The organism is Candidatus Pelagibacter sp. Uisw_094, assembly GCF_047729535.1.
In the GTDB taxonomy this organism is placed as follows: domain Bacteria; phylum Pseudomonadota; class Alphaproteobacteria; order Pelagibacterales; family Pelagibacteraceae; genus Pelagibacter.
The window spans coordinates 1341614-1355062 of sequence record NZ_CP159823.1 but is presented as its reverse complement, the minus strand read 5'-3'; the positions used below and the strand labels follow the sequence as shown (position 1 = coordinate 1355062).

Sequence of the window (13449 nt, the reverse complement as noted above, 5' to 3'; positions counted from 1 at the left end):
TTCTGTTTCCTTCTATCTATTTTCTTAAATTTAATTGTGTTAATACATTTTTGTAAGAATCAAATTTATTTTTCTTTAAATATTCTAACAATTTTTTTCTTCTATTTACTGCTCTTAACAATCCAACCGAAGAGTGTTTATCTTTTTTGAATTGCTTAATGTGCGCTGAAAGAGTTTCAATTTTACCTGTTAATAATGCAATTTGTACTTCTGAAGAACCAGTGTCCTTCTCGTGCATTTTTAGTTCTTCTGCTTTATTCGTCATACTATTTATTTTCCTATTTGTTTGTTTGTTTTATTAAGTTTTCTATTTTTTCTGCATATTCAAAAGAGTCATCTTTAGCAAAAAGTATCTTTGGTACGTATTTCATAAATACTTTTTTAGATAAAACTTTTCTAATCAAAAAGGAGTATTCTCTTAATTTTTTAATAACTTTTTCTGTGTCTTTTCCCCCTAGAGGCAATACATACGCTTTTGCAATTTTAAGATCTTGACTCATTTTTACTTCTGTAACCGTAACTGTGTTAGTTTCTAAATTCGGCACCTTAGCTTCATTTCTAGCAAAAATCATACCTAAAGATTGCCTAATCATCTCTCCAACGCGTAATTGTCTTTGTGATACGGGTTTTCCTGTTTTATCAACCATTATATCGTTCTTTCCGTCGTAGTCGTACTATACACCTCTATTGTATCGTTTTTCTGGAAATCGATAAAGTCTTTAAGTGTTATTCCGCATTCTTGACCATTACTAACCTGTTTTGCCTGATCTTTTTCTCTGAAAATAGTACTTATTTTACCCGTATAAATAATTGCCCCATCTCTTACTACTCTAGCACTCGCTCCACTAGCTATTTCACCTTCAGTAACTTTTGAACCCGCAACTTTTCCTGTACCTGAAACTTTGAAAATTTCTAGAATTTGAGCTGTACCAACAATTTTTTCTTGGACATCAGGTGCAAGAAGTCCTGACATTCTTAATTTGATATAATCTAAAACTTCATAAATAATATTATAAGAAGATATTATAATTTTTTCATTCTCTGCTAATTTTTTTGCTTCCTTACTTGGCTTAACATTAAATGCAATTAATGTAGCGTTAGATGCTTTTGCTAAAGTTACATCAGTCTCTGTTACCATTCCGATATCAGATAAAATTATTTTAGGTTTTACTTCATCATGAGTAATTTGATTAATCGCACTTTTAATTGCCTCTGCAGATCCATGAACGTCTGATTTTACGATAATATTTAATTCTGCAGCTGACTTATCAGCAAAAGCTGAATCTTGGGTTGCAAAAGTTAAAGGGCTTCCACCAGTTTTAGTTTCATCTGCTCTAGTCTCACTTAATGTTTTGGCTTCTTTTTCTGAATCTAAGACAATAAAATCATCTCCTGATTTAGCTGCTCCATTAATTCCAAGAATTTCAACTGGCATTGATGGTGGTGCTTCATTAACACTTTCTCCTTTATCATTAATTAAGGCTCTTACTTTTCCCCATTTTAATCCACTAACAAAGAAATCACCTTTTTTAATTGTTCCAGATGTAACCACAACTGTTGCAACCGCTCCTCTACCAATATCAATTTTAGATTCTAAAACAATTCCAGTTGCTTTAGATTCAAAGTCAGTTTTTAGATCTAAGATTTCTGCTTGTAGAACAATCGATTCAACTAACTTATCTAAATTTTTTTTATTTTTTGCAGAAATTTCAACCATCAAAGTATCTCCAGATAAATCTTCTGCTATAAGTTCATATTCTAAAAGCTGGTTCTTTATTTTTTGTGGGTCTGCTTCTGGTAAATCACACTTGTTAATTGCTACAACTATTGGAACGTTAGCTGCTTTAGCGTGTTTTATAGATTCAATTGTTTGAGGTTTAACTCCATCATCTGCAGCAACCACTAATACTACAACATCAGTTAATTTTGATCCTCTAGCTCTCATTTCTGTAAATGCAGCATGACCTGGTGTATCAATGAAAGTTAATTTATTAGACTCGTGTTGTATTTGGTAAGCACCAATGTGTTGTGTTATTCCACCAAATTCACCAGAGACAACATTCGCACTTCTTAAAACATCTAATACTGAAGTCTTTCCATGATCCACATGACCCATCACAGTTACGATAGGCGGTCTATTCTTTAAATTTTCAGATCTAGACTCTTTTATTTTTTGAATAATTTCTTCTGCTTTTGTTTCTCTAATCGGATTGTGACCAAATTCTTTTACTAAGTATTCAGCAGTATCTGCTGCTAATGTTTGATTGATAGTAACTGTAACTCCCATTCCAAATAAATGTTTGATTACATTGCTTGATTGCTCAGCCATTCTGTTAGACAGTTCTCTCACTGTTATTGCTTCAGGAATATTTACATCTCTTTTTACAGGCTTTAAGCTTTCTTGAATCTCTTCTTTAGTAAGTTCTCTATTTTCTTTTAATTTTGCTCTTTTAAGCGAAGCCATACTTCTTGTTCTTGCTTCGATCTCATCACTTAATGCTCTTGAAACAGTTAATTTTAATTCTCTTTTTTTAGTGTCAGGTTTGCCTGTTTCACCTTTGAGTCTTCTGGTTGCTCTTTGCTCAGCTAACTTACGTTTTTCATAGTCATTAGTTATTGGTGAAGATGGTTTAGGTGCCGATGTAGTTCTAGGGGGAAAGCTACTCGCAGTGGTTACTGCTGGTTTTGACCTAACACTAGCAGGTCTAGTAAGGTTACCTCTAGGTGCGAATTTGCTAGGTTTTTTTTCAATTACAACAGAATTTTTACTTTGAGTTTTTGCTAACTCTATATTTTCTATCGATTTCTTGGCTATGCCAGAAAGTGTTAATTTTGTTTTTTTGTTTTCCATATTTCATTACTCAATCTTTGTAAATTATGTTTCTTGCAGACATAATTAATTCATCCGCTTCTGTTTTTGATAATGCAAAATCTTCAAGATATCCTTGAATCTTAATTCTTTCACCTTTCACAACATCATAACCACCTGTTAATTCATCAGAAGGCAAGGTCTGCAAAATCTTCTAATTTCAAAATCTTTTTTTCTCCTAAAGTAACTAACATTCCTGGAGTTAGTCCTTTGTGATTTATAAGATCATCTTGAAGTCCCAAGTCTTTAATTCTCTTAGTGATGTCTTCTTGATCTTTTTGGTAAAACTCTTTTGCTCTTTCAATCAAAGCCTTAGCAGTGTCTTCCTCTATACCTTCAATTTTCATTAAATTTTCTGGTGAGCTATCTTTAATGTCTGAAATCGAAGAAAAACCTTCAGCAACAAGTAATTGTCCCAATGTTTCATCCAACTCTAAATTTTTAACAAAGTTTTCAGTTTTTTCTTTAAACTCAGATTGTCTTCTTTCTGAATCTTCTGCATCAGTCATTATATTGATTTCGTAATTTAATAATTTAGTAGCCAATCTAACATTTTGACCTCTACGACCAATTGCTTTACTTAAATTTTCTTCAGTTAAAATTACATCTAATTTTTTTGCAACACTATCAACGTTTACTCTTTGAACTTCAGCTGGTGATAATGCGTTTGAAACTACTATTGCTGGATCTTCAGACCAATTAACAATATCAATTTTTTCACCTTGTAATTCGTTAACTACTGCTTGAACTCTTGACCCTCTCATTCCAACGCAAGCTCCTACCGGATCTAATGAAGTGTCGACTGCTTTAACACAAATTTTTGCTCTACTTCCTGGATCTCTTGCTGATGATTTTATTTCAATTAAACCATCGTAGATTTCAGGAACCTCTTGAACAAATAATTTTTCCATAAATTTTGGATGTGCTCTTGATAAAAATATTTGTTGTCCTCTAGCTTCTCTTTTTACGTCATAACAATAAGCTTTAATTCTATCTCCAGCTTTAATATTTTCTCTAGGGATCATTTCATTTTTTTGAATAATCGCTTCAGTTCTGCCTAAATCAACTATCACATTTCCAAACTCTAGACGTTTAACAATTCCACTTAGAATTGAATCTTTTTTGTCTATGAAATCATTGTATTGTCTTTCACGCTCTGCTTCTCTTACATTAAAACTAATAACCTGTTTTGCTGTTTGTGCAGCTATTCTTCCAAAATCAAAAGAGGGAAGCGGTTGTAAAATTTCATCACCAATCTTTTTATCTTTGTTTATTTCATTTAAAATAATTGCATCTTGAAGATTAATTTCTGTATTTGTATTTTCTGGTTTTTCTACAACAATTAATTTTCTGAAAATTCCAATATCACCACTTTCTCTGTCTATTAAGACTTTAATTTCATTGTCCTGTCCAAATTTAGATTTGGCAGCTTTTGCAATTCCAGTTTCCATGGAATCAATAATTAATTCTTTATCTATAGACTTTTCTAAAGCAACTGCTTCAGCAATTCTTAATAATTCTAATTTATCTGATCTTCTATTTAACATAAGTTTATAAGCTCCAAAAAAAAATGGGCTAAAGCCCATTCTGTAATTTCAATAATGTAAGGGCAATATATAAAGATTTTTTTTTAATTCAATAGCAACTATTTAGAAAAAACATCTTTTTTATCTGTTTTTTCCCATGAAAATGAGCCGTTAGCTTCAGAAACCCTTCCAAAGTGACCATAAGCTGCTGTTTTTTCATAAATAGGTTTATTTAAGCCTAACATTTCTCTTATGCCTCTTGGGCTTAAATCAAAATTTTCTGAAATCTTTTCTGTTACAAATTTATTTTTTTCTAAATCATTATCAAACAAATCTACATAAATTGATAAAGGTTTCGAAACTCCAATTGCGTATGCTAGTTGAATTAAGCATTTTTCAGCAACGTTAGATGCAACAATATTTTTAGCAATATATCTTGCTGCATAAGCAGCTGATCTATCCACTTTAGTTGGATCTTTACCAGAGAAAGCTCCTCCACCATGAGGTGCTGCTCCACCATAAGTATCTACAATAATTTTTCTACCTGTTAAGCCACAATCCCCATCCGGACCACCAATCACAAAATTTCCAGTTGGGTTTATATATAATTCATCTTCATTAAAATCTTTCAAAAACTTTTCTGGAATTGATTTTAATAAATAAGGTTTTAATAATTCTCTAACTTTAGCCTGATCTACATCTGCTGAATGTTGTGAAGATATAACAACTGATTTTACTTTGGTTGGTTTTCCATCAACATATTCAAACGTAACTTGACTTTTTGAATCTGGCTCAATATTTTTTAATTTTCCAGATTTTCTATCTTCTGCCATTAATCTCAAAATCTTATGAGAATAATGAATTGGTGCAGGCATTAATTCTTCAGTTTCATTACAAGCATAACCAAACATTATTCCTTGGTCACCCGCTCCTTCATCTTTATTACTTGATGAGTCCACACCCATTGCTATATCTGCAGATTGTGCGTGAAGGTGGCTTTCTATTTTTGTAGCTTCTCTCCAAGTAAAACCATCTTGATCATAACCTATATCCTTGATGCATTCTCTTACTTTTTGAATAAGATCTTCTTCTTTGATGCTCGGTCCTCTTACTTCTCCAGCTAAAACAACTTTATTTGTAGTGGTTAAAGTTTCACATGCTACTCTTGAAAAAGGATCACCTGAAAGATAGCTATCCACAACCATATCAGAAATACGATCTGACACTTTGTCTGGATGTCCTTCAGAAACAGACTCGCTTGTAAATAAAAAATTTTTTAAATTACTCATATATAATTTTCTTAAATGAAAAAATTAAAAAAATATATAGTAAAATAAGTATAAAAAATATCTTATCCCCATAATTCATATAGAGCGTAGATTTAAGAATTTTACTCTCTTTAAAATCAACATGACCAGTAGTGCCAATCTCAACTTTTTTTTCTATAATACCAATTGGGTTAATAATGGCAGATAATCCATTATTTGCTGATCTAATTACATATTTTCCACTTTCAATTGATCTAAAGATACTGTGTGCAAAATGTTGTTTCGGGCCTATAGAATTTCCAAACCACCCATCTTCTGAAATATTAATTATATAATCAAAGTTTTTGTCTTTAAATAATCTATTTGAATAAATAATTTCGTAACAAATTAAGGGAAGTATTTTTAGTTCTATCTTGTCATTTTTTATTGAAAGTGCTTTTAGGCTCTCACCTTTTGAAAAGGATTGGTAATCATTGGTTACTGTTTTAACTCCTATTAAACCAAGGACTGTTTCAAATGGGGTGAACTCTCCAAATGGAACTAAATTAACCTTATTGTAACTATGAATTAAATCCAATTTATTATTAAAAACTGCCATTGAATTAAAAAATAAATTTTCACTATTTATAGTCTTTACGCTATTTAGACCCATGATAATTAAATCATCATTCCCAAAACTATTTGAAAACAATTCCTTATAGATATCCATATCTCTTAAATAACTGTCTGGAATAATTCCTTCAGGCCACAAAAAAATCGTTGGTTCTTTTTTTTCTGGGCTACTCAAGGTAATTAGCTCTTGGATAATCTTTAATTCGTCCTGTCTTGAGTAAAATCGATCTAAACTAATATTGGGTGATACAGCTCTTATTGTAAAATTATTTTTAATATCAGTCATGGTATTAAATTGATTAAATTTTAAATTCCCAAAAAATAAAAAGCCTACAGAAATTATTATAAAGAAAAAACAGACAATAATTTCTTTTCTAGTTTTTCTTAAGATAAATATAGCTGGCACAGTAAACAGAGATATGCAGATTAAATTAAAAGAATAGGTCCCAATTACTGAAAGTATTTGAATAAAATAAATACTTTCTGAAAAACTAAAAGCAATTAAATTCCATGGAAAACCACTAAGAATCGACCCTCTAATAAATTCAATAGATCCATATAAGATTGAAAAAATAAAAAATGTACTAACAACATTTTTAGAATAAAAAACCGAAAACAAATAAGTTATTAATCCATAAAATATTGCCAGAAAAGCAGGAAATAAAACAATAGCTATTGGTATTAAAAATTTGAAACTTTCATCAAAAGTTAATGAAATTGCAATCCAATATAAACTACATAAAAAATAACCAAAACCAAAAAACCATCCATATTTAAAGAAAGATTTATTATTTGGGTTAGTTTTTTTTTCTGTAAAAAGAAAAATAAAGAATAATGAAAAAGTAAAAAAATTAATTATAAAATAATTATAAGGTGGCAAGCTGTAAGAGCTAATAGCACCTAAAAAAAATACATATAATATGTTTAAAAATTTTTTTTTAAGCAAGTTAAGCTACTTTTGTTTTAATAAATTTATAAATTTTATCTTCTTCTTTGTTCATTTTTTTAAAGTCTTTTAGTTTTATATGGTCGTGTCCTAATAAATGAAGAAACCCATGAATAAAAATTTTAACAACTTTTTGCTTAAACTCTAAAATCCTTTGATTTTTTGGTTTATTCATAAACTCATAGCTAATTACTATATCACCAAGATAATTTGATTTTTTTGGGTTAAATTTTTTCTCGAATGGAAATGACAATACATCTGTAGGTTTATTTTTATTTCTAAAATCTTTATTTAGCTTTTTAATATTCTTATTATTTGAAAGTAAAATTGTTAGATTTATTTTGTTACCTATAAATTTATATTTTTTTGGAAAAAATTTTATAATGGAATTAAAAAAAATATTATTTTTCCTGATTTTTTTGCTCCAGAGAGTGCACTCTGAAACCACATCAATTTTAATCATTTTCTTGATCTGAGTATGCCTTTACAATCTTAGAGACTAGGGGGTGCCTAACTACATCGGAGTGATCAAAATCTATCACAGAGACTTCATCTAAATGGCCTAATAATTTTTTAGATCTATTCAATCCAGACATGTTCTTGTGGGGCAAATCGATTTGGGATGGATCACCATTTATAACAATCTTTGAATTCTCTCCGATACGCGTTAGAAACATTTTAATCTGTGTATCTGTTGCATTTTGTGCTTCATCTAAAATTGCAAAAGCATTTTTTAAAGTCCTGCCCCTCATAAATGCTAGTGGTGCTATTTCAATATCACCAACTTCAATCATTCTTTGAATTTTATCAAAGTCAAAAAGATCATATAAAGAGTCATATAAAGGTCTTAGATAGGGGTCTACCTTTTCCTTCATGTCTCCAGGTAAAAAACCTAATCTTTCACCAGCTTCAACTGCAGGTCTTGATAAAATAATTCTTTCAATCTTTTTATCAAGTAACAATGTCAGTCCAACTGCAACAGCCAAAAATGTTTTACCTGTTCCTGCAGGACCTGCCGATATAACAATATCACTTTGTCTTAAGGCTCTGACATATTCTTTTTGTCTTTCAGATCTTGGAATAACTGATTTTTTAGGAGTTTTAATTATGTCTGAAACATTTTGATTTTCTACTTTTTCTTTAATCATAAATTCATCTACTGAAGAAAGTATATCTTTTTTTTCTATACTTCCATTATTTAAAAACTGGTTGGCTAAAAATTGAATAGCATTTTTTGTAATTTCATTTTTTTTTGGTGTAGATTTTATCAAAATAGAATTACCCCTAGAATAAAGATGAGTATCAGTAATTTTTTCTAGTTCTTTTAAATTTTCATTAAATTCACCAACAACGCCCATTAATAAATCATTGTCTTGAAATATAACGCTCAAAGAATTGTTATCAGAATAGACAAATTTTAAAATAGAACTAATTTTTTTTGATGCTACTTTATTCAATTTTTAGGCTACCTTCTTCTTGTAGTTTTCATTTAATATGCCAAACAAGCTGTTTTGATTACTATTTGTTATTTCTATTTGCATAACTTTCCCTATGCAGTCTGTGTTGCCATCAAAAATTACTGATGTCATAAACTCAGTTCTACCAAATAATTTAATTCCATCTTTCATTTTATTTTCAACCAAAACATTAAGAGTCTTACCTTCTAGAGATTTATTTTTATTTATCTGATTTTCGAACAATTTTTTTTGGATTATTTCTAATCTTTCCTTAGATTTTTTTTTATCTACTAATTCTAAATCAGCAGCTACAGTGCCTGGTCTTGGACTAAAAATAAAAGAATATGAATTAATAAACCCTACTTTTTCAATTAACTTCATCGTATATTTAAAGTCATCATCATTTTCTTCTGGGTATCCAATAATAAAATCACTTGAGAACTCTATATTGGGATTAATCTTTTTTAATTTTTCATAAATTATTAAATATTCTTCAATAGTGTGTTTTCTATTCATTTGTTTTAAAATTTTGTTTGATCCACTCTGTACTGGTAGATGAACTAGAGGCATTAGTTTGGTTGATTTTTTATAAACATCTATCAAATCGTCAGTCATGTCTTTGGGGTGAGACGTTGTGTACCTAATTCTCTCAAGCTCATTAAGACTTTCTAGCTCTAATAACAAATCAGATAATCTAAATTCTTTATTTTTATCTTTATAGCTATATGCATTCACATTTTGCCCTAATAAAATGATTTCTTTTGCACCACTTTGAATTAATTCTTTTGCTTCATTTATGATTTGATCAAAAGGTCTGGAATATTCTGGTCCACGTGTATAAGGCACTACACAAAAATGACAGAATTTATCACAACCCTCTTGAATTGTTAAAAATGAGGAAACTTTACTGTCTTTATTTTTAATTTTACTTAAATAATTAAATTTAGAAATTGTATCAAACTCTGTTTCTTCCTCTTTTTTTTTATTTTTTGAATGACTTAATATTGCTTCATTTATCTTATGATAGGATTGTGGGCCGATTACAATGTCAATATAAGGTTCTCTTTTTAACATTTCTTGATTTTCGGCTTGAGCAACACAACCAGCAACAATTACAATTGGTTTTTTTTTATCTCTAAAAATTTTTTTAACTCTTCCTATTTCATGGTAAACCTTTTCTTTTGCTTTATCACGAATATGACAGGTGTTTAAAAGATAACAATTTGCATCCTCATATTCATCAGTTTTTTCAAAACCTATCTTTTTAACTGTATCAAATATACGTTTTGAGTCGTATTCATTCATTTGACAACCGAAAGTTTTGATAAAAATTTTTTTTAACATTATGTTAAGGTTTTTTTTTAACCCCATATAATTCTAATTTATGATCAACTAATCGATATCCATACTTATCTGCAATTTTCTCTTGCAACTTTTCTATCTCTTCATCAACAAATTCTATAATTTCCCCAGATTTAACATCAATTAAATGATCATGATGTCCTTCATTTAATTCTTCATATCTAGCCTTACCCCCTTTAAAATCATGTTTTGCTAAAATTCCAGATTCTTCAAAAAGTTTTACTGTTCTATACACCGTAGCAATACTTATTTTTGGATCAATCTTTGAAACTCTATTATAAAGTTCATCTACATCTGGATGATCATTCGATTCTGACATTACTTTTGCAATAATTTTTCTTTGATCTGTAAGTTTAACCCCTTTGGCTAAACATTTTTGTTCAATATTTTCTGACATTTTTAATTTTAACTTAAATAAATAGGATTAATCAAATTCTTTTTAATTTTAAATTTTTCACATAAACTAGGGACATCTTCATACTTAATTTCTTCAAATCCCTTAAAATCTTCAAAACTAAAACAATAATAATTGATTTTTTTAGTTAGAAATAAGGCTTTAATCGTCGCTAACGAATTTCTAATTCCTGCAAAACTACCTGGTCCTCTGTTAACATAAATAACATCAATTTGTTCTAATGAGGAAGAATTTACCTTTAAAAAATCGTTAATTAAGATCATTAATTTTTCAAAATTAATTTTACTATTTTCATGACTACAAGTATAAATATTTTCACTAACTATGAGTGTTAAAAAAATTTTATCTCTTGTGGCATCTACTATTAAATTTTTCATTGTAATAATGTTATTTGCCTTCAATTCTAAAGCAGAAGAAAATAATATCAAATATTATTCTGAAGATAGCGGCATTCTTTCTTTAATCTATCACCGATTTGATGAAAATAAGTATCCTTCAACAAATATAAAAATGGATATTTTCAAAGAACAAATGTCTATAATAAATACCTTAAATTACAAATTTTATGACCCACAACATTTACAAAAAAAATTTAATACTACAAAAGATAAAAAAGAAATACTTATTACTATAGATGATGCATTCTTGTCTTTTTATAAAATTGCATGGCCATATTTAAAGAGAGAGAAAATTCCTTTTATTTTATTTGTTTCAACTGAAGCTGTAGGTAAAACTGGCTATATGAATTGGAAACAAATACAAGAAATAGAAAAAGAACCATTCGCTTACATTGGTAATCATTCACACTCTCATGATTACCTGGTTGATCTAGAAACAGAAAATTTTTTATCTGATATTAATACTTCAATTAAAATTTTTAATCAGCATTTAGGCTATAACCCTATTTTTTTTTCATACCCATTTGGTGAATATAGTAAAACTATTAAAGATTTTATTTCTAAAAATTTTGATTTTGCTTTTGGTCAGCATTCTGGTGTTATAGATATTAATAAAGATTTTCATGAATTACCTAGGTTTCCAATTAATGAAAAATATGGTGACTTAGAAAGATTTAAATTTTTAATTAATCTTAGTCCGCTTCAGTACAAATCTTTAAATCCTGAAGATAAATATATTACTGATAATAATCCACCAAAACTATCTGTCGAATTTTTTGAAAATCAAAAAAATATAGAAAATATTAATTGTTTTTCTGACGAGGGTAATGGATGGAATAAGTCAAATATTACTTTTGATAAAAATATACTGAAATTAGACTTTAGAGAAAAATTTACGTTCAGAAGGGGTAGGGTTAATTGTTCACTTAATGATGATGGAATATGGAGATGGTTTGGTGTTCAATTTTCAGTGAACCAAAATTAAATTAAACTTTCTAAATCTATACTTGATGGTAATAACTTAGCATCATCAAAATCTGTTAAATCATTTTGTCTAATAATTTGTTGTAAAATTTTAACATACTCTTTTCCTGTCTCTGCATATTTATCTAGATATTCAGTAAGAATCATGCTGTCTAATTTTTTTTCTTCATCTCTCAATTCAGCTCTTGCACTTCTAAAATCTTTATAAGAAGAGTGAGTATTCAAATTTCTTTGATAGGCTTTTACAGATGCTTGTAAAACTTTAAATCTCATAACTTTATGAGTAGTATCATCTTCTGCGTCAGCTGGTTTTATTCCCTCTCCACTCCACGTCCATTGGCCAAATAATGCATTTCCTTCTTGAGCAAATCTTGATGTTCCCCAGCCAGTTTCTTTTGCTGCCTGTGCAATAGCTATTGAAACAGGCACTTCATCCATTCTAACTTTTAATGTAGATAAATCTTTATTTACTACTCCATATTGTTTGAATTTTACATTCAGCCACTCTTGTTCTGCCTTAGTATTTTTACTTTTATTTAAAATACTAAAGAGCTTCATTCTATCTAATTTAATACTATTATTTTCATCAATGACTAAAGGTAAAATTATCTGAATAAAAAGGTCTTTTCTTTTTTTAGCATTTTCTATTTTTACAATTTCTTTTGGCAATAGATCTAAACTTATAGGCTTTACTAGTTTATTTTTTCTAACATCTTTTAAATTATAATTTGTTGATTTAAAAAGTTCCTCAATTGTTGCAGCACTTAATAGTATGGCGTCTGATGGTTGCTCATCAAATGTTAAAACATCCTCATATAAAAACCTTTTATTTAATTTTTCATCTAGTTTTGCTGTTTCATTATCTAGTAATTTTTTTAAATTATTTTTTGAATTATTTTCATAGTCTTTAGAAAATATCATTTTTTCTTTTGTAAGATTAATAGCTAGTGGAGCTATAAAAAAAATTGATATAATAATTAAGCTTGATAAAAAAGTTCTTGAAAGATTATCTAGTCCACTTTCTTGTATTTTGATTTTCTTTTTTTTTTGCATACCTATATTGCAACTACTTCTTTCACTTCAGGTAAATAATGACACAAAAGATTTTGCACGCCTTGTTTTAAAGTCATTGTTGAACTAGGGCAGCCAGAACAGCTTCCTTGTAGCTCTACTTTAACAATTCCATCTTTAAATTCTTTAAATTTTATATCACCTCCATCTTTTGCAACAGCTGGCCTAATCTTTGATTCTAAAATGCTTATGATTTTTTTTTCAATTTCAGTGTATTCTTCTTTTTTTTCTCCAAGCAACTCATTGGCAATTACAAACTCTTTTCCTGTTGAATAAAAATCATTAATCAGTGAAATAGCTATATGTTTAATATCTTCCCAATTTACTTCTTCACTTTTATTTATAGATATAAAATCTTTTCCTAAAAATACGCCTGTTACTCCATTAATTGATAAAACATTCCTTACCAATTCATTGTCGGTTTCTTCTTTTCTTGTTACTTCAAATGAACCATTATTGGAAACCGTCTTTCCAGGTAAAAATTTAAGTGAATTGGGGTTCGGTGTTATTTCGGTTTGAATAAACATGTATTTATATATAA

The 13449-nt window shown here is 28.9% G+C and carries 13 protein-coding genes and 1 pseudogene; 1 reads left to right on the top strand and 13 read right to left on the bottom strand.

The genetic code is table 11. The features are described from left to right. Window positions 1-16 precede the first annotated feature (16 nt). The 11 genes and pseudogenes from rpsO to ABXT72_RS07360 form a co-directional block, all read right to left on the bottom strand. Window positions 17-265: a 30S ribosomal protein S15 gene (gene rpsO, locus ABXT72_RS07410; protein WP_415278299.1), complete on the bottom strand. Its 249-nt coding sequence runs from the start codon at window positions 263-265 to the stop codon at window positions 17-19. Between the two features lie 13 nt (window positions 266-278). Further along, the gene (gene rbfA, locus ABXT72_RS07405; protein ID WP_415278298.1) at window positions 279-647 is read right to left on the bottom strand and encodes a 30S ribosome-binding factor RbfA; all 369 of its coding nucleotides are present in this window, start codon (window positions 645-647) and stop codon (window positions 279-281) included. Then, a complete protein-coding gene (gene infB, locus ABXT72_RS07400) occupies window positions 647-2851 on the bottom strand; it encodes a translation initiation factor IF-2 (protein ID WP_415278297.1) in 2205 nt (734 codons plus the stop codon). Before infB ends, rbfA begins: the two co-directional genes overlap by 1 nt. 10 nt (window positions 2852-2861) lie before the next feature. After that, a pseudogene (gene nusA / locus ABXT72_RS07395) lies at window positions 2862-4455 on the bottom strand (transcription termination factor NusA). A gap of 59 nt (window positions 4456-4514) precedes the next feature. Continuing rightward, a complete protein-coding gene (gene metK / locus ABXT72_RS07390; RefSeq protein WP_415278296.1) occupies window positions 4515-5684 on the bottom strand; it encodes a methionine adenosyltransferase in 1170 nt (389 codons plus the stop codon). Beyond that, the gene (gene lnt, locus ABXT72_RS07385; RefSeq protein ID WP_415278295.1) at window positions 5677-7221 is read right to left on the bottom strand and encodes an apolipoprotein N-acyltransferase; all 1545 of its coding nucleotides are present in this window, start codon (window positions 7219-7221) and stop codon (window positions 5677-5679) included. Before lnt ends, metK begins: the two co-directional genes overlap by 8 nt. A gap of 1 nt (window position 7222) precedes the next feature. Next, a complete protein-coding gene (gene ybeY / locus ABXT72_RS07380) occupies window positions 7223-7684 on the bottom strand; it encodes an rRNA maturation RNase YbeY (RefSeq protein ID WP_415278294.1) in 462 nt (153 codons plus the stop codon). Next, on the bottom strand, window positions 7677-8678 hold the full coding sequence (locus ABXT72_RS07375) for a PhoH family protein (protein WP_415278293.1): 1002 nt from the start codon (window positions 8676-8678) through the stop codon (window positions 7677-7679). Before ABXT72_RS07375 ends, ybeY begins: the two co-directional genes overlap by 8 nt. Window positions 8679-8681: 3 nt before the next feature. Beyond that, window positions 8682-10049 (bottom strand): tRNA (N6-isopentenyl adenosine(37)-C2)-methylthiotransferase MiaB, encoded by a 1368-nt coding sequence (gene miaB / locus ABXT72_RS07370; protein ID WP_415278292.1) that lies wholly within the window; start codon window positions 10047-10049, stop codon window positions 8682-8684. After that, on the bottom strand, window positions 10027-10437 hold the full coding sequence (locus ABXT72_RS07365; RefSeq protein WP_415278291.1) for a Fur family transcriptional regulator: 411 nt from the start codon (window positions 10435-10437) through the stop codon (window positions 10027-10029). The genes miaB and ABXT72_RS07365 overlap by 23 nt, the downstream gene beginning before the upstream one ends. A gap of 8 nt (window positions 10438-10445) precedes the next feature. Beyond that, window positions 10446-10832 carry a peptidase M22 gene (locus ABXT72_RS07360; protein WP_415278290.1) on the bottom strand — a complete coding sequence of 129 codons (387 nt, stop codon included), beginning with the start codon at window positions 10830-10832 and terminating at the stop codon, window positions 10446-10448. Between the two features lie 7 nt (window positions 10833-10839). Between ABXT72_RS07360 and ABXT72_RS07355 the strand changes: the two genes are divergently transcribed. Next, window positions 10840-11838, top strand: coding sequence for a polysaccharide deacetylase family protein (locus ABXT72_RS07355; RefSeq protein WP_415278289.1), 999 nt, complete (start codon window positions 10840-10842; stop codon window positions 11836-11838). Here ABXT72_RS07355 and ABXT72_RS07350 read toward each other — a convergent pair. Together ABXT72_RS07350 and ABXT72_RS07345 are read right to left on the bottom strand one after the other, a co-directional pair. Continuing rightward, window positions 11835-12890, bottom strand: coding sequence for a glucosaminidase domain-containing protein (locus tag ABXT72_RS07350; RefSeq protein ID WP_415278288.1), 1056 nt, complete (start codon window positions 12888-12890; stop codon window positions 11835-11837). The genes ABXT72_RS07355 and ABXT72_RS07350 overlap by 4 nt on opposite strands. Before the next feature lie 2 nt (window positions 12891-12892). Then, window positions 12893-13435 (bottom strand): NifU family protein, encoded by a 543-nt coding sequence (locus tag ABXT72_RS07345; protein WP_415278287.1) that lies wholly within the window; start codon window positions 13433-13435, stop codon window positions 12893-12895. Window positions 13436-13449 lie beyond the last annotated feature (14 nt).